Origin of the sequence: Pseudoxanthomonas sp. (assembly GCF_035999195.1) — a bacterium.
Classification (GTDB): domain Bacteria; phylum Pseudomonadota; class Gammaproteobacteria; order Xanthomonadales; family Xanthomonadaceae; genus Pseudoxanthomonas_A.
In genome coordinates this window covers 106,308-124,950 of sequence record NZ_DASYGY010000001.1, presented here as the reverse complement: position 1 = coordinate 124,950, position 18,643 = coordinate 106,308, and the positions used below count along the sequence as shown (strand labels likewise).

At 69.0% G+C, this 18,643-nt stretch carries 17 protein-coding genes and 1 pseudogene; 14 read left to right on the top strand and 4 right to left on the bottom strand.

Annotated elements, in window-relative coordinates; genetic code table 11:
- The 11 genes and pseudogenes from VGN58_RS00550 to VGN58_RS00500 form a co-directional block, all read left to right on the top strand.
- Positions 1-322 (top strand): annotated as a pseudogene (locus VGN58_RS00550) (methyl-accepting chemotaxis protein); the annotation flags it as partial.
- A 162-nt stretch (positions 323-484) separates the two neighbouring features.
- Positions 485-3,094 carry an EAL domain-containing protein gene (locus tag VGN58_RS00545; protein WP_327480583.1) on the top strand — a complete coding sequence of 870 codons (2,610 nt, stop codon included), beginning with the start codon at positions 485-487 and terminating at the stop codon, positions 3,092-3,094.
- A gap of 224 nt (positions 3,095-3,318) precedes the next feature.
- On the top strand, positions 3,319-3,666 hold the full coding sequence (locus VGN58_RS00540; RefSeq protein ID WP_414710720.1) for a hypothetical protein: 348 nt from the start codon (positions 3,319-3,321) through the stop codon (positions 3,664-3,666).
- 92 nt (positions 3,667-3,758) lie between these two features.
- Positions 3,759-5,996 carry a methyl-accepting chemotaxis protein gene (locus tag VGN58_RS00535; RefSeq protein ID WP_327480579.1) on the top strand — a complete coding sequence of 746 codons (2,238 nt, stop codon included), beginning with the start codon at positions 3,759-3,761 and terminating at the stop codon, positions 5,994-5,996.
- Positions 5,997-6,093: 97 nt separating this feature from the next.
- Positions 6,094-7,005 (top strand): CheR family methyltransferase, encoded by a 912-nt coding sequence (locus VGN58_RS00530; RefSeq protein WP_327480577.1) that lies wholly within the window; start codon positions 6,094-6,096, stop codon positions 7,003-7,005.
- Positions 7,002-7,604: a chemoreceptor glutamine deamidase CheD gene (gene cheD, locus VGN58_RS00525; RefSeq protein ID WP_327480575.1), complete on the top strand. Its 603-nt coding sequence runs from the start codon at positions 7,002-7,004 to the stop codon at positions 7,602-7,604. Before VGN58_RS00530 ends, cheD begins: the two co-directional genes overlap by 4 nt.
- Positions 7,604-8,671 (top strand): protein-glutamate methylesterase/protein-glutamine glutaminase, encoded by a 1,068-nt coding sequence (locus VGN58_RS00520; RefSeq protein WP_414710716.1) that lies wholly within the window; start codon positions 7,604-7,606, stop codon positions 8,669-8,671. Before cheD ends, VGN58_RS00520 begins: the two co-directional genes overlap by 1 nt.
- Before the next feature lie 287 nt (positions 8,672-8,958).
- A complete protein-coding gene (locus VGN58_RS00515; RefSeq protein ID WP_327480573.1) occupies positions 8,959-10,149 on the top strand; it encodes a methyl-accepting chemotaxis protein in 1,191 nt (396 codons plus the stop codon).
- A 132-nt stretch (positions 10,150-10,281) separates the two neighbouring features.
- A complete protein-coding gene (locus VGN58_RS00510; protein WP_327480571.1) occupies positions 10,282-10,911 on the top strand; it encodes a sensor histidine kinase in 630 nt (209 codons plus the stop codon).
- The gene (locus VGN58_RS00505; RefSeq protein WP_327480568.1) at positions 10,908-12,623 is read left to right on the top strand and encodes an EAL domain-containing protein; all 1,716 of its coding nucleotides are present in this window, start codon (positions 10,908-10,910) and stop codon (positions 12,621-12,623) included. Before VGN58_RS00510 ends, VGN58_RS00505 begins: the two co-directional genes overlap by 4 nt.
- Complete coding sequence (locus VGN58_RS00500) at positions 12,616-12,888, top strand: GIY-YIG nuclease family protein (protein WP_327480567.1); 273 nt, start codon at positions 12,616-12,618, stop codon at positions 12,886-12,888. Before VGN58_RS00505 ends, VGN58_RS00500 begins: the two co-directional genes overlap by 8 nt.
- A 163-nt stretch (positions 12,889-13,051) precedes the next feature.
- Here VGN58_RS00500 and VGN58_RS00495 read toward each other — a convergent pair whose 3' ends face one another.
- The 4 genes from VGN58_RS00495 to flgA all read right to left on the bottom strand — a co-directional run bounded on the left by VGN58_RS00495 (position 13,052) and on the right by flgA (position 15,861).
- Entirely contained in the window at positions 13,052-14,278 is a 1,227-nt protein-coding gene (locus VGN58_RS00495; RefSeq protein ID WP_414710719.1) for an ATP-binding protein, read from the bottom strand.
- Positions 14,279-14,391: 113 nt separating this feature from the next.
- Positions 14,392-14,736 carry a flagellar protein FlgN gene (locus VGN58_RS00490; RefSeq protein ID WP_327480564.1) on the bottom strand — a complete coding sequence of 115 codons (345 nt, stop codon included), beginning with the start codon at positions 14,734-14,736 and terminating at the stop codon, positions 14,392-14,394.
- A gap of 5 nt (positions 14,737-14,741) precedes the next feature.
- Positions 14,742-15,050: a flagellar biosynthesis anti-sigma factor FlgM gene (flgM, locus tag VGN58_RS00485; protein WP_327480562.1), complete on the bottom strand. Its 309-nt coding sequence runs from the start codon at positions 15,048-15,050 to the stop codon at positions 14,742-14,744.
- Positions 15,051-15,216: 166 nt separating this feature from the next.
- Entirely contained in the window at positions 15,217-15,861 is a 645-nt protein-coding gene (gene flgA, locus VGN58_RS00480) for a flagellar basal body P-ring formation chaperone FlgA (RefSeq protein WP_414710718.1), read from the bottom strand.
- Between the two features lie 887 nt (positions 15,862-16,748).
- Between flgA and VGN58_RS00475 the strand changes: the two genes are divergently transcribed.
- From VGN58_RS00475 to flgC, 3 genes are all read left to right on the top strand, one after another.
- Positions 16,749-17,702 (top strand): chemotaxis protein, encoded by a 954-nt coding sequence (locus tag VGN58_RS00475; protein WP_162337309.1) that lies wholly within the window; start codon positions 16,749-16,751, stop codon positions 17,700-17,702.
- 114 nt (positions 17,703-17,816) lie between these two features.
- The gene (gene flgB, locus VGN58_RS00470) at positions 17,817-18,203 is read left to right on the top strand and encodes a flagellar basal body rod protein FlgB (protein WP_327480558.1); all 387 of its coding nucleotides are present in this window, start codon (positions 17,817-17,819) and stop codon (positions 18,201-18,203) included.
- Positions 18,204-18,214: 11 nt separating this feature from the next.
- Positions 18,215-18,622: a flagellar basal body rod protein FlgC gene (gene flgC / locus VGN58_RS00465; RefSeq protein ID WP_327480556.1), complete on the top strand. Its 408-nt coding sequence runs from the start codon at positions 18,215-18,217 to the stop codon at positions 18,620-18,622.
- Positions 18,623-18,643 lie beyond the last annotated feature (21 nt).

The window sequence follows — 18,643 nt, the reverse complement described above, 5'->3', positions numbered from 1 at the left end:
GATCTCGGCCGCATCGCAGGAACAGTCGGCCGGCATCGAGCAGGTCAACCAGACCATCACCCAGATGGACGAGACCACCCAGCAGAACGCCGCCCTGGTGGAGGAAGCCACGGCCGCCGCCCGCGCGATGGAGGAACAGGCGCAGGCGCTGACCGCATCGGTGTCGGTGTTCAGGCTGCACGCCACGGCCGCCGTGCCCGCGCGCAAGCCCGTGCCGCCGTCGCTCCCGAAACGGAGCGCGACACCGGGCGCCGTCGTCCGCAAGCCGGTGGCCCGCCCGCCCGAGCTGGCCCTGGCGGACGGCGACTGGCAGGAATTCTGACCACGCGGACGCCTGTCGCCGCGCCCCGTGACCGGGTTCAAGTAATCGCGAACCCGGCCGTTATGTCACTGAAGGCACCCCACCCTGGCCCCCGATGACCGTCGCACTCCCCGCCCACGACGACGCCAGCCGCCCCCCGCCCGTGCATCACGCGGAGGCGGCATGCTGCGCCGCACGCTGAATGCGCTGACGCCGCTGCGCGAGGCACCGGCCCCGGCCGAGCCGGCGCACGACAGCCTGTGGCATGTGCTGGAGCAGTCCGTGGATGCCGCCTTCGTCATCGATGGCCGCCATCGCGTGGTGCTGTTCAATCCGGCCGCCGAAGCGCTGTGGCGCTGCCGGCGCGAAGACGTGCACGGCCTGCCCTTCACGCGCCTGCTGACGGACGTGCAGGCCGACGGCACGGCCGAATCGACGCTGGCCGCCCTGCTCGGCAGCCATCGCGACGCCATGCTGCTGCGCCTGGACGGCAGCCAGGCCGCGTGCTCGGTGTCGATGTCGAAGGTGGTGATCGGCGAGCACGTCTTCCACACGGCGTTCGTCCGCGACACCAGCGACCAGCAGCGGCAACTGGCACGCCTGCGCCAGCTGTCCATCGTGGTGGACAGCAGCGACAACGCGATCTTCATCAGTTCCGCCGACCGCGAGGTCGTCTACGTCAACAGCGGCTTCACCCGCATGCTGGGCTACCGGCTGGAGGAGCTGCGCGGCATCAAGCCGTCCGACCTGCTGTCCGGACCGCATACCGACGGCTCGCTGGACGAGCGCATCGACCGTGCGATCGCCGCCGGCGAGGGCCTGCAGGCCGAGGTCCTGCTGTACACCAAGGCCGGGCGGCCGTTGTGGCTGTCGGCGGCGATCAATCCGGTGCACGACGAGGACGGCTCGCTGCTGGGCCTGGTCAGCGTGCTCAGCGACATCACCCGGACCAAGATGCACCAGGTGCTGCACAACAAGGTGCTGGACGCGCTGGTGCACGAGTGGAACGTCGCCGACGTGATGACGCTGATCTGCCGCGAGGTGGAGCACATCGCGCCCGAGCTGACCGTGTCCATCATCACCGTGGACAGCGAAGGGCTGATGCACGCCCTCGCCTCGCCGAGCATGCCGGAAGCCTGGGCCCGCAAGATCAACGGCCTGCCGATCGGTCCGCGCGCCGGCGTCTGCGGCGTGGCCGCCTGGCGTGGCCGCGCGGTGCTGGTGAAGGACATCGCCAGCGATCCGCTGTGCGCCAACACCCGCCACCTGACCACGCCGCTCGGGCTGCGTGCGTGCTGGACGCATCCGATCAAGTCCAGCAGCGGCCGCGTGCTCGGCACGCTGTCGTTCTACTACCGCGAGAACCGCGGACCGGACGAACTGCACGAACGCCTCGCCGACACCTGCCTGCACCTGTGCGCGCTGGCGCTGGAGCGCGAGCAGACCAACGAGCGCGTCCACCAGCTGGCGTTCTACGACACCCTCACCGGCCTGCCGAACCGCATCATGTTCAGCGCCAAGGCCGAGCAGGCGCTGGCCAACGTCGCCCAGTCCAACGGCACCGCCGCCGTGCTGTTCATCGACCTGGACCGCTTCAAGCGCGTCAACGACGCGCAGGGCCATGCCGCCGGCGACGGCCTGCTGCGCGATGTCGCCGCACGCCTGAGCGAGGAACTGGGCGGCATCAACATCGTCGGCCGCCAGGCGGGCGACGAATTCGTCGCCGTGCTGCCGATGTGCGGCACCGAACAGGCCGGCAGCGTCGCCGAACGCCTGCTGGGCGCCATCGCCGCGCCCACCACGGCCGGCCTGATGACGCTGCACCCCAGCGCCAGCATCGGCGTGGCGATGTTCCCCGACGACGGCCGCGACATCGATCTGCTGGTGCGGCATGCCGACATGGCCATGTACCGCGCCAAGCGCGACGGCGGCGGCGGCTTCTGCTTCTTCAGCGTGGACATGAACCGCCTGGCGCAGGAGCGCGTGTCGCTGGAAGCCGCCCTGCGCGACGCGCTGCGGCAGGACCAGCTGGACCTGCACTACCAGCCGCAGGTCGGCGGTTGCGGCGGTACCGAGCTGTACGGCGTGGAAGCGCTGCTGCGCTGGCACCATGCCGACCTGGGCGTGATTCCGCCCGCGCGCTTCGTACCCGTGGCCGAAGAATGCGGCCTGATCGCCGACCTCAGCCTCTGGGTGTTGCGCCAGGCCTGCGCGCGGATGGCCGACTGGCGCCGCCGGCGCATCGACATCCCGCGTGTCTCCGTGAACGTCTCCGCGATCAACTTCCGCGACCCGCAGCTGTCGCTGCAGATTGCCGAACTGCTGGACGAGCACGGACTGGTGCCGTCGGACCTGACGCTGGAGATCACCGAGAGCGTCATGCTCGATCCGGACCCGGACGTGCTGGAGAACATCGAGGCCATCTACCTGCTGGGCGTGCGCCTGTCGCTGGACGACTTCGGCACCGGCTATTCCAGCCTCAGCCACCTGCACCGCCTGCCGATCAGCGAGCTCAAGCTGGACCAGAGCTTCGTGCGCGACATCGACACCAGCGCCATCGCCCGCACGTTGACCTCCTCGGTGCTGCGCATCGGCGAAAGCCTGGGCATGAAGGTGGTGGCCGAGGGCGTGGAAACCGAATCGCAGCATCGCTTCCTGACCGAGCAGCGCTTCCCGGTGCTGCAGGGCTTCCTGTTCTCGCCGCCGCTGCCGGCGGACCAGCTGGAAGCGTGGCTGCAGGCGCGCGGCTACACCGCCCTGCGGGAAGCCGGGGCCGTCGCGTCCCTGGCCTGAGCGTCCGCACGGGCCGACGCGCCCGCCGGACACGCGAACTGTGATGCGCTTCCCAATCGCACACATCCACCCGTCGGAGTTCGACCCGCGTCTCAAGTTTGATCCGGGCGGGCCGATCTCAGGCGGTGAGTGTTTCCCTCTATCCCCGCCCATCTGGAGTTCCCGGCATGAAGATCGCCTCCGTCCTGACCCTCTCCATCGCCGTCGTCGGCGCCGCCCTGCTGATGCCCGCCGCGCCGGCCAACAGCCAGTCGCAGATCGACAACGCCATCCCCGCCGACATGGCGCCGCGCTTCGCCGGCAAGGCCGGCACCGTCTGCGGCAAGGTCGGCAAGGCCCGCTTCGCCGAGAACTCGGAAGGCACGCCGACGTTCCTGTACATGGGCGGCAACTTCCCGCGCCACACCTTCACCGCCCGCATCCCGGGCGATGCCCGCGCCAAGTTCAAGCCCGCCCCGGAAGAACTGGAAGGCAAGGACGTCTGCGTGATCGGCAACATCGAGCGCGACCAGTCGCGTGCCGAGATCGTCGTGAGCTCGCCGTCCAACCTGAAGCTGGCCACGATCCGCTGATCCGCTTCACGGGCAGGGCGCAACGCCCTGCCCGGGTCTGGTTGCCACTGAGTGCGGCGCGGCGCGCGCCCCGGTAAAGGAAAAAGAATCCCATGCAGCGGATCAAGAACCTCAAACTGACGACGAAGATGATGCTCGCCTTCGGCGTCGTACTGGCCCTGATGCTGGTCCAGGGCATCGCCGCGTTCGTCGGCCTCAATTCGTTGAACGGCGCCACCACGGAAGTCACCGGCAACGTGCTGCCCAGCGTGAAGGCCGCGGGCGACCTGCGCGCGCAGATCTTCGAGTACCGGACCACCGCCTATCGCCAGCACGTGCGTGCCAGCGATGCCGTCAAGGCCGAAGCCAAGGCCAAGGCCGAGAAGGACGGGAAGCTGATCGATGCGGCCATCAAGGACTACGCGAAGCTGATCGCCACCGCCGAAGAGAAGAAGGCCTACGACCTGTTCGTCAAGGAATGGGCTTCGGCCAAGCAGTCGTATGCCGACGTGCAGGAAATGACCGATCTCGGCCTGCCGGACGATGCCGTGGACACCTTCATCGGCGAGACGCGCGACCGCCACGCCAAGGCGACCGATGCGCTGACGGCCCTGATCGCCATCGTCGACAAGGAAGCCAAGCTGGCCAGCGAAAGCGCGGACAGCACGTATACCGCCTCCAGCACCCTGATGGTCATCATGCTGCTGGCCGGCATCGTCGGCGGTCTCGCGCTGGCGTGGTTCTTCGCCCGCACCATCGCCAACGCCGTCGGCGAAGCCGTGCGCGTGGCCAACGACGTCTCCGCCGGCAAGCTGGACGGCAAGATCGACACCAGCCGCTCGGACGAAGTCGGCCAGCTGCTCAGCGCCATGCAGCGCATGCAGACGCAGGTGCAGTCGGTGATCTCCGCCCAGGGCGAGATGGCCGCGCGCCACGACGAAGGCCAGATCAGCTACCGCATGGACGACAGCGCGTTCCCCGGCGAGTACGGCCGCATGGTGCGCGACACCAACGCCCTGGTCGCCTCGCACCTGCAGGCCATCGGCGATGCGCTGAAGATCATGCAGCGCTATTCGATCGGCGACCTGAGCCTGGACATGCCCAAGCTGCCGGGCGAGAAGGCCAACCTCACCGAGACGATGGACGCCACCAAGGCCAACCTGTCGGCGATCAACGGCGAGATCAAGCGCCTGGCGATGGCGGCCTCGGCCGGCGACTTCAGCCAGCGCGGCGACGTGGACAAGTACCAGTACGACTTCCGCGACATGATCGACGGCCTGAACCAGCTGATGGAGACCACCGACGGCAACCTGGCCGAAGTGTCCGAACTGCTGAAGGCCATCGCCCGTGGCGACCTGACCGCACGCATGCAGGGCGACTTCCATGGCGTGTTCGCCGCCATGCGCGACGATGCCGACGCCACCGTCGCCCAGCTGACCGACATCGTCGGCCGCATCCAGGACGCCTCGAGCAGCATCAACACCGCCGCCGGCGAGATCGCGTCGGGCAACTCGGACCTGTCGCGCCGCACCGAGCAGCAGGCCGCCAACCTGGAAGAGACCGCCGCCTCGATGGAGGAACTGACCTCCACCGTGCGCCAGAACGCCGAATCGGCCCGCCAGGCCAACCAGCTGGCGCAGGGCGCGGCGGGCGTCGCCTCGCAGGGTGGTGAGGTCGTGGGCAAGGTCGTCACGACGATGCGCGACATCGAGCAGTCGTCGAAGAAGATCGCCGACATCATCTCGGTCATCGACGGCATCGCCTTCCAGACCAACATCCTGGCGCTCAATGCGGCGGTGGAAGCCGCGCGTGCCGGCGAACAGGGCCGCGGCTTCGCGGTCGTGGCGTCGGAAGTGCGCACGCTGGCCCAGCGCTCGGCCAACGCGGCCAAGGAGATCAAGGGGCTGATCGAGACCTCGGTGGACAAGGTCGCCGACGGCTCCAAGCTGGTGAACCAGGCGGGCGCCACCATGGGCGAGATCGTCGCCTCGGTGCAGCGCGTGACCGACATCATGGCCGAGATCTCCGCCGCCTCGCAGGAACAGAGCGCCGGCATCGAGCAGGTCAACCAGACCATCACCCAGATGGACGAGACCACCCAGCAGAACGCCGCGCTGGTGGAGGAAGCCTCGGCCGCCGCCCGCTCGATGGAAGAGCAGGCGCTGGCGCTGAGCGAATCGGTCTCGGTGTTCAAGCTGCATGCCCAGGCCCCGTCCGTCCCGACCGCGGCGCCCAAGCCCGCCAAGGCCGCGCCCGCCCCCGCCAGCGCCCGCCCGACGGTCGCCCGCAGCAGCGCTCCCGCGCCGCTGGAGCCGGCACTGGCCGACGGCGACGACTGGCAGGAGTTCTGAGGCACGCCGCTTGCATCACGTGGACATGCCGACGCCCCGTCCTTCCGACGGGGCGTCGGCCGAGTAATCCGACAGCAGCCCTCTCTTCCGAGATCCCATGTCCGTCAGTCCCCGCCCCCTTGTTCCGGCACCTCCGACCCGACGGACTTCCTCCGCCCCCGCGCACGACGACACGGCGGCGAGCGGCGCACGCGACTTCGAGTTCGACGACCGCGATTTCCGCCGCGTCGCCGACCTGATCCGCCAGCGTGCCGGCATCGCGCTGGCCGACGGCAAGCGCGATATGGTCTATGGCCGCCTCTCGCGGCGCCTGCGCGCGCTCGGCCTGCGCAGCTTCAAGGACTACCTGGACCGGCTGGAACGCGATGGCGGCGACGAATGGCAGGCGTTCACCAACGCGCTGACCACCAACCTCACCTCGTTCTTCCGCGAACCGCACCATTTCGATCGGCTGCAGGAAGAACTGGCCAAACGACGCCACGACGGCCCGCTGAAAATCTGGACCTGTGCCGCCTCCACCGGGGAGGAACCGTATTCGATCGCCATCTCCGCCTGCGAGGCCTACGGTACGCTGACCCCGCCGGTGCGCATCCTGGCTACCGACGTGGACACCCAGGTCCTGGCCACCGGCGAGCGCGGCGTGTATCCGGTCGAACGCATCGCCGGCCTCGACGACGCGCTGAAGCGGCGCTACTTCCAGCGCGGCAGCGGTCCCAACGAAGGCAAGTGCCGCGTGCATCCGGCGCTGCGCCAGCTGATCGACTTCCGCCCGCTCAACCTGCTGGCGCCCCGCTACGACGTGGCCGGTCCGTTCACCGCGCTGTTCTGCCGCAACGTGATGATCTATTTCGACAAGCCGACCCAGCGCGGCATCCTCACCCGCCTGGTGCCGCACCTGGCCGACGACGGCATGCTGTACACCGGGCACTCGGAGAACTACCTGCACGCCGCGGACATCATCCAGCCCTGCGGCCGCACGCTGTACCGCCGCGCCGGAGCCGCCGCATGAGCGCCGCCGCGGCCGCCTTCGCCGATGGCAGCGTGCTGCGCTACCACGACATCCGCTTCAAGACCGACGCCGCCAAGCTGCTGCCCACGCAGTACCTGGTGGTGGACGACCACACCGCGCTGGTCACCGTGCTGGGCTCATGCGTGGCCGCGTGCATCCGCGACCCGCTGCTCAAGCTCGGCGGTATGAACCACTTTCTGCTGCCCGACGGCAATGTCGGCGACGGCGCGCCCGCGCGCTACGGCAGCTATGCGATGGAACTGCTGATCAACGACCTGCTCAAGCGCGGTGCCGCACGCAACCGTCTGCAGGCCAAGGTGTTCGGCGGCGCCAACGTGCTGAAGGGCTTCACCAGCAATCCGGTCGGCACCCGCAACGCCGAATTCGTCCGCCGCTACCTGGACGCCGAACGCATCCCGGTGGTGGCCGAAGACCTGCGTGGCATCCATCCGCGCAAGGTCTGGTACTTCCCCGACAGCGGCCGCGCGGTCGTGCAGCGCCTGCCGCACGCGCACGATGCCGAAGTGCTGGCCGCCGAGTCCGCGGCCCGCGCCCGCCTGTCCAAGGCTCCCGTCACCGGGGGCGTGGAGCTGTTCTGATGAGCATGACCCCTTGCCGCGTGCTGATCGTCGACGACTCGGCGGTCGTGCGCCAGATGCTAACCGAAATCCTGTCGCGCGACCCCGGCATCGAGGTGGTCGGTTCGGCCGCCGATCCGCTGCTGGCGCGCGACAAGATCAAGCGCCTGAATCCCGACGTGATGACGCTGGACGTGGAAATGCCGCGCATGGACGGCCTGGCGTTCCTGGAGAACGTCATGCGCCTGCGGCCGATGCCGGTGGTGATGATCTCCTCGCTCACCGAGCGCGGCGCGGACACCACGCTGCAGGCGCTGGCGCTGGGCGCGGTGGACTTCGTCTCCAAGCCCAAGCTCGACGTCGCCAGCGGCCTGCAGGCGTACTCGGACGAGATCATCGCCAAGGTCAAGGCGGCGGCGAAGGCGCGCGTGCGCCCGCTGGCGCGCCAGGGGGCGCCGCGCCTGAACCTCGACGCCGCCCTGCCCGCACCGCCCGCCCTGCGCTTCCGCACCACCGACCGCCTGATCGCCATCGGCGCGTCCGCCGGCGGCACCGAGGCGCTGCGCGTGGTGCTGGAGCAGATGCCGGCCGATGCGCCCGCCATCGTGATGACCCAGCACATCCCCGCCGGCTTCAGCCGCGCCTTCGCCGAACGCCTGGACCGCCATTCGGCCATGGCCGTGCGCGAGGCCAGCGACGGCGAGGCCATCCTGCCGGGCCATGCCTACCTGCCGCCCGGCGGCCAGCACATGCGCATCATCCGCGACGGCGCCCGCTGGCGTGCCCGCATCGACGACGGCCCGGCGGTGAACCGCCACAAGCCGGCGGTCGACGTGCTGTTCCGCTCGGTCGCGCAGAGCGCCGGCGGCAACGCGGTCGGCGCCATCCTCACCGGCATGGGCGACGACGGCGCCCGCGGCCTGCTGGAAATGAGCCAGGCCGGCGCGCCCACCCTGGTGCAGGACGAGGCGACCAGCGTGGTCTGGGGCATGCCCGGCGCCGCCATGCGGCTGGGCGCCGCCAAGGAAGCCCTGCCGCTGGACCGCATCGCCCAGCGCCTGCTCGACCTGGCCGCGGCGATCGCCTGAGCTGGCGGCATCGCCGCTGCGGGACTGCTGTAGGAGCGACGTAAGTCGCGACCGCACGCCCACCACCGTCGTGGCCCGAGACACAAGCAGGAAGCGGTGACGGTCAGCCGCGCCGCTCCGGCAACGCCAGCAGTGGTTTCCCTGCCGCGGTCGCGACTCACGTCGCTCCTACTGGGGCAGCAACACCGGTCACAGATCGCACGCGATCGCAAAACCGCACGAATTCCCGCCTAAAGAGCCGTTCCGCACGGCCGATACTCAACAGTGAGCTTCATCAGAGAGCACCCATGTACTCGCGCATCCTGGTTCGTCTGGCGGCACCCCTCATCCTGACCCTGCTGTTCCCGCTGTCGGTCGGCTTCGACTGGCCCAACGCCCTGCAATGGGCCCTGCTGACGTCGCTGACGCTGGCGTGGCTGATCTTCGCGTGGCTCACGGCGACCAACGGGCAGCAGATCTCGCCCGAGCACGCCAGCGTGGTGCGCGAGCAGGACGCCCTGCTGACCGAACTGCGCCGCTTCGTCAACAACGAGATCGAAGGCTCGCGCAGCGAGATCGACCGCGCCCGCGAACTGATCCGCGAAGCGGTCAACAACCTCGGCGGCAGTTTCGATGCGATGAACCGCAAGTCGCGCGAACAGAGCGCGGCGATCTCGCGCATCATCGACCGCAACGGCGACGGCGACCGCGCCGGCGTGGACGTGGCGCGCTTCGCCCAGAACGCCAGCCAGCGCATGGAACAGCTGGTCGAGGCGCTGGAGCAGGTGGCCGGCCAGAGCGGCACCACCGTGCACCACATCGACGACATGGCGCAGCACCTGGACGGCATCTTCTCGCTGCTGGAAGACGTCAAGTCGATCGCCGACCAGACCAACCTGCTGGCGCTGAACGCCGCCATCGAAGCCGCGCGCGCCGGCGAAGCCGGTCGCGGCTTCGCGGTGGTCGCCGACGAAGTGCGCAACCTGTCCGAGCGCTCCACCGCCTTCAACGAGCAGATCCGCAAGCTGGCCCACAGCTCGAAGGAATCCATCGCCAAGGTGCGCGACACCGTCTCCAACATGGCCTCGCGCGACCTCGACCGTTCGCGGGAAGCGCGTTCGGAAGCGGCCGGCATGCTCAACCAGGTCGCCGCGATCAACGCCTCGCTGGGCGACGGCATGCGCGAGGTCTCGATGTGCGGCCACGCGATCGACGCCAGCGTCGCCGACGCCGTCCGCTCGCTGCAGTTCGAGGACATCGCCACGCAGTCGCTGGGCAGCGCGCAGACGCACCTCGACCGCCTGGCCGCGATCAACAAGGAAGCCGTCGCCCTGCAGGAACTGCTGCACCGCAGCGGCGGCGCCACCGACAACGAACTGCTCAACGCGTTGCGCCTGATCGGCAACCGCCTGCGCGACCAGCGCACGGAATGGGAGCGTCCGCCGCACAAGCCGGTCGCCCAGCAGAACATGGGCGCGGGCACGGTCGAGCTGTTCTGACCGCCCGAACGCGACAGCCACGACACGACGGGGCGGCCAGCGATGGCCGCCCCGCTGCGTTCGGGGCATCGCCGGGCCATCGCGCGGCGGCACCGCTGGCATACTGCCGGCGGTTCCCTCTCCGCAGCGCCCATGTCCACGCCGCCACCCGACCTGCTGTTGCAGCTGTTCCGCCTGCAGGAGGCCGACCGCCATCGCGTCGGCCGCGCCCTGCACAACCAGGTCGGCCAGGCCCTGTCGGCGATCCGCATGGGCGCCCACCTGGTGCAGTCGGAAGACGATCCCGACCTGCGCGCCGAAGACCTGCAGGAGATCATCCGCGCCAGCGACGAGGCCGTCGCCATCGTGCGCGACCTGCATGCCACGCTGCACCCGCCGCAGCTGGACTCGATCGGCCTGGACGCCGCGCTGCGCGCCGAGCACGAACGCCTGTTCGCCGGCGCCGCGCTGACGCTCGCACCGCTGCCGCACGCACCTGCATCCGACGCCGCACTGGTCGCGTTCCGCATCGCGCAGGTCATCCTGCGTGCCGCCGCCGGGACGGGGCGCGTGCCGAGCGCAGCGCTCGCGGGGAGTGACGACGGGTCGGGCGGCTTCGCGCTCGACCTGCGCATGGACGGCGAGCCCGACCTGCCCGAACTGCCGCTGCTGCAGGCGCTGGCCAGGGCGGTAGGCGGACATCTGGACGTGCTGCCGGGCACGCACTGGCGACTTCGCCTACCCTATGGCCCCACGTCCGTGACACCCGCCGATCCCGCGTGAATTCCGAACACGCCCACCTGCCCCGCCTGCCGCGCCTCGGCGCCGGCGAAGCCGACCTGCAGCGCATGGTCGAGGCCGCCACGAACGACGGCACGCCGATGATGCTGCTGTACCTGGACATCGACCACTTCCGGTCGATCAACGAGAACATGGGCGTGGAGGTCGGCGACGAAGCGCTGGCGATCCTCAGCGACCGCCTGCAGCGGGCGCTCGGCCCCGAAGCGCGGGCGTGGCGCCACGGCAGCGACGAGTTCATCGTGGCGGTGCCGCGCGTGCCGGGCACGCTGCCGCCGGAGCGCTTCGGCGACCTGCTGCGCGAGCAGATCGAACTGCCGATGACGGTGCTGCCGTACACGCTGTTCCTCACCGGCACCCTGGGCGTGGCGCTGTGCCCCGAGCATGCCGACACCGCCTCGGGCCTGCTGCAGTGCGCGGAAAGCGCGATGGAACAGGCCAAGCACGAGGGCATGAACCTGGTGCGCCTGTACCGGCGCGGCGCGGCCATCACCGCGCGCAGCGACAGCATCATCGCCCGGCAGATCGTCAACGCCATCCACCACAACGAACTTCGCCTGTTCTACCAGCCGCAGATCAATGCGCACGACGGCCGCGTGGTGGGCATGGAAACCCTGCTGCGCTGGTATTCCCCCGCACTGGGCCTGCTGGTGCCGGAGCGCTTCATGCACGTGGCCGAGAAGCTGGGCGTGATCGTGCAGATCGGCGACTGGGTGCTGCGCAACGCCTTCAAGCAGGCGCGCGTGTGGCGCGACTGGGGCTTCGACGACTTCGAGATCGCGGTCAACGTGTCGACGCTGCAGCTGCTGCGTCCCAGCTTCGTATCCGAGGTGCTGGAGGCGATGCAGGAGGCCGGCATTCCGCCGCAGATGGTGGTGCTGGAAGTGCGCCAGAACGCGCTGGCCAAGGACATGAACCTGGTCCACCGCACGCTGGCGCAGCTGCACCGCGAAGGCGTGCGGCTGACGCTGGACGATTTCGGCATGGGCGATTCCAACCTGGATTCGCTGGTGCGGTTCTCGGTGGACAAGATCAAGATCGACCGCAACTTCGTCAAGGGCGTGCCCTCCAGCCCCCGCGAGGTCGCCATCACCTGCGCCATCATCGCGATGGGCCATCAGCTGGGCATGAAGGTCATCGCGCACGGCGTGGAGACCGACACCCAGCTCGGCTTCCTGCGCCGCAACCAGTGCGACATGTTCCAGGGCCACCTGTTCGGCGAACCGATGTCGGCCGAGGATGCCGGTGCCGTGCTGCGCCGCCGCTACCTGCGCGCGGATGCGTTCGCCGCCACCAAGCCCGACCGTACGCTGCTGCTGCTGGACGACGAAGAGAACATCCTGCGCTCGCTGGTGCGCCTGTTCCGCCGCGACGGTTATCGCATCCTCGCCGCCAGCAACGTCACCGACGCCTTCGAGCTGCTGGCGACCAACGACGTGCAGGTCATCCTGTCCGACCAGCGCATGTCCGACATGAGCGGCACCGAGTTCCTCGGCCGCGTGCGCCTGCTGTACCCGGACACCATCCGGCTGGTGCTGTCGGGCTACACCGACCTGGCCACCGTCACCGAGGCGATCAACCGCGGCGAGATCTACCGTTTCCTGACCAAACCCTGGAACGACGACGACCTGCGCGAGCACATCCGCCAGGCCTTCACCACCTACGAGAACCAGCCGCACCACCGCGCACATGCCTGACGCCGCCGCGCCGCCGTCCGGAGGCTGGTGCCTGTACCTGCTGGAATGCCGCAACGGCACGTACTACGCCGGCATCACCAATCGCCTGGAGGCGCGCTATGCCGCGCACGTCGCCGGCACCGGCGCCAAATACACACGCGCGAATCCGCCGGTGCGCGTGCTGGCGAGTCGTGGCTATCCGGACCGCAGCGCGGCCTCGCGGGCGGAAGCGCAACTGAAGCGCTTGCCTCGGGCGAAGAAGCTGGGGTTCTTCGAGTCCTGCTGATGCCGATTGGGGTGTCGATGTGGGAGCGACGTGAGTCGCGAACGCGGAAACCAAGTCATCGGGCAGCCTCCGGATGCGACCACCGTCAGTCGCACGGATCCAGCTTCAGAACAACCGAACTCCCTGATCGCGACTTACGTCGCTCCCACGAGGATCAGACCACTTACGCCGCGTCGAGACCCGGCTGCCGGATCGGCAGGGTGATCCGGAAACAGGCACCGGCATCGGGCACGTTGCGCACTTCGATGCGGCCGTTGTGCTTCTTGACGATGCCGTAGGAGATCGACAGGCCCAGGCCGGTGCCGCTGCCGACCGGCTTGGTGGTGAAGAACGGATCGAAGATGCGCTGCAGGATCTCCTCCGGGATGCCGTGGCCACTGTCCTGGATCTCCACCCAGACCTCGTCGCCGTCCACGCCGGTGGTGACGTGGATCGTGCCGCGCTCGTCGATGGCGTGGCTGGCGTTGAGCAGGATGTTCATGAACACCTGGTTCAATTCCGACGGCCGGCACTGCACCAGCGGCAGCTTGCCGTAGTGCTTTTCCAGCGTGACCTTGTACTTCAGCTCGTTCCAGATAATGTTGATGGTGGAATCCAGACCGGCGTGCAGGTCGGCGGATTTCCAGCTGTCGTCGCGACCGGAGTACGAGAAGTCCTTGAGGTTGCGCACGATGGCGGTGACGCGCTCGATGCCCTCGCGCGATTCGGACATCAGCTGCGGCAGGTCGCCGGTGATGAAGTCGATGTCGGCGCGCGCCCGCAGGTCTTCGATCTCGGGCAGCATCGCCTTCGGGTCGGGCAGGCGCAATGCGCGCTCGTAGACCTCGATCAGCGAGAACAGGCTGTGAAGGTATTCCTGCAGCGAGCCGAGGTTGGAATGCACGTAGCCGATCGGGTTGTTGATCTCGTGCGCCACGCCGGCGGCCAGCTGGCCGATCGACGCCATCTTCTCCGACTGCACCAGTTGTTCCTGGGCGCCGGCCAGCCGTACCAGCGTCTGCCGGAGCTGGGCGTGGCGGCGCTGCAGTTCCTGCTGGCGCGCATGCGCCTCGCTGACATCGTGGAAGACCACCATGCAGTAACCGCCGCCTGGACTGTCGTGGAAATACGCGCGCACCTGCAGCACCAGGCCGTCGTCGAGCGTCAGGTCGGTGTTCCAGCGCCCGGTTTCGTGCGCGGTGCGGATCGCATCCGCCGGCAACAGCCGCGACAGGGCGGCCAGCGGATCGGCTTCGTCGTTGACCAGGGCGCGTGCCGCCGCGTTGGCGTGCAGCGGACGCGCATCGCCCCGGCAGAGCAGGTAACCGTCGTCCATCAGCTCGGCCAGCGCCTTGAGGTCGGCGAAGGTCGGAATATCGTCCGCGGCGCAGGCGGCGGAGGACGGGCTCAGGGGCGGGACTGTGGCCACGGATGCATCGGGTGGCGGCGACGGGGCGCCAGTATCCGGCGCGGCCGCAGGGGCGGCAAGGTGCGGTGTCGCAGTTTGCGGATCGGGCACCGGGCTCAGGCGACCGCGAGCGGACGCGGTGCGGCCGTCGAGGAGGTCTGCCCCTGCGCATCGTAGGCGCCGTGGCTCTCGGTGCGGCCCAGGTGGCGGAGCGCCCAGTTCACTTCGCGACGGCGCCGCGCCAGCAGGATGCCGTTGGCATGGTTCTTTTCGGCCAGCCCGGCCAGCTGTTCGCGCAGCTCTTCGGGAAACCCGAAGCCGGCCGCGGCGGTTTCCAGCGCGCGCAGGGCATCCAGCTTGTCCTGCGTGCAGCGCACCAGCGCCTCCACGTCGTGCTCGACGATGGCGCACCGCTCCCCTTCCAGGGCCGCGGACAGTCGCTGGAGGGACGCGTGGGTCATGGCGCTCAACCGCCCAACTGGTCTTCCAGGCCCAGCATGCCGTCGGCGATCGCCTCGGCATTGACCTTGTACGTGCCGGCCTGCAGGGCTTCACGCACCGCCTGCACGCGGGCTTCGTTGATCGCCGGCGCGTTGGACAGCTCGCGCTGCATCGCCTGCAGGCTGGCGGCCTCACCGGTCAGGCGCAGGCTGTCGCCGCCGGCGCTGGCTTCCACCGGCCGCGAACGTTCGGCACCCGCCGGTGCAACACGGCCGCCAACGGGGCCGGTGGTGCGTACGGCGGCAGGGGGAGTGCCTTCGATTTTCTGGCTCATGTCATTCACCTGTCACAGGGTTCATAGGAGTTATCGGCCGCGGCCTGTCCGACTTTAGTGACGGAGGCCACACTCCGAAGAAGGCCCGGATTGTGCCCGGTCCGCTTCCACTCGTGTTCGGTATCGGCCACCCCCGGTGCAACTTGAGGGCCGTTCGCATTTTTTTTCATCGGCTGACCCAGACGTCGCCGCCCGGCCCCACCACGCCCTGCACCACGCGGCGCGAGGACAGGTTTTCCACGGTGACCCGCTCGTTCTCGCCGCCGTCGGCGAGCGCCTTGCCGGCCACCCTCACCTCCACCCCGCCGCGGCGGGACACCAGCGCCACGTTGTCGCCGCGCCGGATCAGCCGCTGGGCGACCAGGTCGGTCGACGCCAGCACGGCGCCGGCCGACAGCATGCGCCGCGCGACCCGGCCGACGGCCTGGGCCGGATCGGCCACGGCGGCACCGACGATACGCGAGGCGTCGCGACGCTCGGCGACGAAGGCGTCGGCGGTGATGGTTTCGCCCGGCGCGATCCCCCGCGCCAGCACCAGCACGGTCTGGCTGCGGCGCACGCGCACCGGCACGAACAGGCGCCAGCCATCCGGACAGCCGACTTCCACGCTGTTGCTGCCCTGCACGCGTGCGACCAGGGCGGCACTGCATCGGGGCAGACGAAGGGCGGGGTCGAGCGTGGCCTCGGCTTCGCTGCCGTCCGGCAGCGCACCGATCGCCGCGGCCTTGATGCTGTCCACCGGCTGGAAGTCGGCGGCCAGCACGCTGCATGCGGTCAGGGCGCCGATCAGGGCGAAGGTGAGGCGCAGCAGCATGGGGGGGCTCCGTCGGTTCATCGGCGGGGAGGTTGCAAGGGATGTGCCAGCGATAAAGCCCCTCTCCCTGGGGGAGAGGGGTTGGGGTGAGGGGCAACGGAAACCGTATCCTCAGGCCGCCCCTGGCAGCACCACATCCGCGACGAGCCTTTGGTTCGCTGGCCTTGCGGGATGGATCTTCTTTTACTCAGGCATGGTGCCGCTCGCCGCGGAGGCCCTACTTTTCTTTGCTTGTGCAAAGAAAAGTAGGCAAAAGAAAACACACCCCGGCGGTCCGCCCGCCGCTGCGCGGCGGGTGCGCAGTCCCGACGGGAATTTTCGTGCGGGGCATCCTGCCCCGTACGAAAACGGCGCACGTCCTGTGCGCCGCCCCTTCGGGGTTTTACCCGCCGGGACTGCCGGACCTCAGGGGGCCCGAGAGCCAAAGCCGACGCGCCGCGGCTGCTCCTGTGTTTCGGGTCCCCATGAGGCACGGCGAGTGGGCCGGGTAAAACCCGAAGGGCGCCGTCATGGATGACGGCGTTTTCGTATGGCACAGGGATGTGCCATACGAAAATTCCCGGCCCGCTCGCGAACCCTGCGCGCAGCGCAGGGCGTGCCGCCTGGGGCGTGTTTCTTTGGTTCCTTTCTTTGCACGACGCAAAGAAAGGGACGCCTCCGCGGCGAGCGGCGCCATGTTCGAGACATGGAAGGCGCCTCCCGCCAAGCCATGGAGCCCAAAGCCACGGCGGACGTTGTGGCACCCCATGGATAACGAAGAGACGGACTTCGTTGGCCCTCACCCCAACCCCTCTCCCGGTGGGAGAGGGGTTCAATCGCGGGGGAGTGGCGTTTAGCTGGTCTCTCCCGCTCAAGACCCCTGCCCGATGGCCGATATGCTGAACATGACCCAGGACCTGCTCAACCGCATCGACCAGCGCACCCGCCTGGCCGGCCACAACCGCCTCGCCCTGCTCCTGTTCCGCCTGGGCGGGCGTCAGCTTTTTGGCGTCAACGTCTTCAAGGTGCAGGAAGTCCTGCGCCGGCCGTCCCTGTTCCAGCTGCCCGGCCTGCCCACCGAATTCGTCGGCGTGGCCGACGTGCGCGGACGGTCGGTGCCGGTGCTGGACCTGGGCCTGAGCATCCGCCACCCCGAGCGCGACCCGAATCCCGAGAACGCCCCCAACTACCTGGTCGTCACCGAGTTCAACCGCTCCGTGCAGGGCTTCCTGGTCAGCGGCGTGGAGCGCATCGTCAACATCGCGGTCGAGGACATCCACCCGCCGCCGGAGCTGGGCGCGGAAAACAGCTTCCTCACCGCCGTGACGCGGTTCCAGGGCGAGCTGATCCAGGTGATCGACGTGGAAAGCGTGCTGGCCGACATCTGCCAGTCGCGCATGGATGCCACCCTCGCGCCCGAGATGGCGCTGCCCGCCGATGCCCCGCCGATGCAGGTGCTGGTGGTCGACGACTCCCGCGTCGCCCGCTCGCAGATCCGCAGCGTGCTGGAGCAGCTCGGCGTCACCGCCACCCTGCTCTCGGACGGCCGCCAGGCACTGGACCATCTCTTGCAGGTGCACGCGGCCGGCGAGAATCCGGCCGAGCGCTACGCCATGGTCATCTCCGACATCGAGATGCCCGCCATGGACGGCTACACCCTGACGACGGAAATCCGGCGCCACCCGGGCCTGGCCGGCCTGTACGTGCTGCTGCACACGTCGCTGTCGGGCGTGTTCAACAACGCCATGGTCGAGCGCGTGGGCGCCAACGCCTTCGTGGCCAAGTACAGCCCGCACGAACTGGCCGAACACGTGCTGTTCCGGCTGAACCAGGTGGTTTCCGCGCGAATGGCGGCGTAAAGCGCCCCTCATCCGCCCTTCGGGCACCTTCTCCCTGCATCGCAGGGAGAAGGAAAAGCGCGTTCTGGCACACGCCTTGCAGCTGCCCCGGCAACGGTCTGCCGGAGCGGTGCCATGTCCAATCCCATCTCCAATTACCTGGGCGTCCATGCCGCGGCACTGCCGCTGCGTGAGCAGCGCATGCAGCTGATCGCCAGCAACCTGTCCAACGCCGACACGCCCAACTTCAAGGCCAAGGACCTGGACTTCCAGGCCGCGCTTGAACAGGCCGCCGCCAAGGCCGCACCGCTGCGGGGCACGAACGAGCAGCACATGACGCTGTTGAACGCCTCGCCGCGCCTCTTCGAGCGCGAGGGCGTGCAGCCCAGTCTGGACGGCAACACCGTGGATGCCGACACCGAGCGCGCCGCCTACGGCCGCGCGGCGCTGGAATACCGCGCCTCGCTCAGCTTCATCGAATCCAAGGTGCGCACCATGCTCACCGCGATCACCGGCCAGTAAGAGGGACTGCCATGAGCAACCTGCCGATCTTCGACGTCGCCGGCTCCGCGCTGCAGGCGCAGTCGGTGCGCCTGAACACCATCGCCAGCAACCTGTCCAACGCCGATTCCATCGCCTCCTCGCCCGAAGCGGTGTACAAGCCGATCGAACCGATCTTCCAGGCACGCCCGCTGCGCAGCGACGGGTCGCTGACCTCGGTGCAGGTGAAGGAGATCACCCAGAGTGAGGCACCGCCGATCAAGCGCTACGAGCCCGGCCATCCGATGGCCGACGGCGATGGCTACGTCTATGCGCCGGATGTCGATCCGGTCGCGCAGATGGTCAACCTGATCTCCGCCTCGCGCGGCTACCAGGCCGGTGTGGAAGTGCTGAACACGGCCAAGGAACTCGCCCTGGCCACCCTGACGATGGGCCGCTGACGCGCCCCCTGACCGAGCCCG

Excerpts from the sequence above, each read along its gene's own strand:
- VGN58_RS00545 (WP_327480583.1), top strand. The coding sequence starts at position 485 with ATGCTGCGCCGCACGCTGAATGCGCTGACGCCGCTGCGCGAGGCACCG.
- VGN58_RS00540 (WP_414710720.1), top strand. The coding sequence starts at position 3,319 with ATGCCCGCCGCGCCGGCCAACAGCCAGTCGCAGATCGACAACGCCATC.
- VGN58_RS00535 (WP_327480579.1), top strand. The coding sequence starts at position 3,759 with ATGCAGCGGATCAAGAACCTCAAACTGACGACGAAGATGATGCTCGCC.
- VGN58_RS00530 (WP_327480577.1), top strand. The coding sequence starts at position 6,094 with ATGTCCGTCAGTCCCCGCCCCCTTGTTCCGGCACCTCCGACCCGACGG.
- cheD (WP_327480575.1), top strand. The coding sequence starts at position 7,002 with ATGAGCGCCGCCGCGGCCGCCTTCGCCGATGGCAGCGTGCTGCGCTAC.
- VGN58_RS00520 (WP_414710716.1), top strand. The coding sequence starts at position 7,604 with ATGAGCATGACCCCTTGCCGCGTGCTGATCGTCGACGACTCGGCGGTC.
- VGN58_RS00515 (WP_327480573.1), top strand. The coding sequence starts at position 8,959 with ATGTACTCGCGCATCCTGGTTCGTCTGGCGGCACCCCTCATCCTGACC.
- VGN58_RS00510 (WP_327480571.1), top strand. The coding sequence starts at position 10,282 with ATGTCCACGCCGCCACCCGACCTGCTGTTGCAGCTGTTCCGCCTGCAG.
- VGN58_RS00500 (WP_327480567.1), top strand. The coding sequence starts at position 12,616 with ATGCCTGACGCCGCCGCGCCGCCGTCCGGAGGCTGGTGCCTGTACCTG.
- VGN58_RS00490 (WP_327480564.1), bottom strand. The coding sequence starts at position 14,736 with ATGACCCACGCGTCCCTCCAGCGACTGTCCGCGGCCCTGGAAGGGGAG.
- flgM (WP_327480562.1), bottom strand. The coding sequence starts at position 15,050 with ATGAGCCAGAAAATCGAAGGCACTCCCCCTGCCGCCGTACGCACCACC.
- VGN58_RS00475 (WP_162337309.1), top strand. The coding sequence starts at position 16,749 with ATGACCCAGGACCTGCTCAACCGCATCGACCAGCGCACCCGCCTGGCC.
- flgB (WP_327480558.1), top strand. The coding sequence starts at position 17,817 with ATGTCCAATCCCATCTCCAATTACCTGGGCGTCCATGCCGCGGCACTG.
- flgC (WP_327480556.1), top strand. The coding sequence starts at position 18,215 with ATGAGCAACCTGCCGATCTTCGACGTCGCCGGCTCCGCGCTGCAGGCG.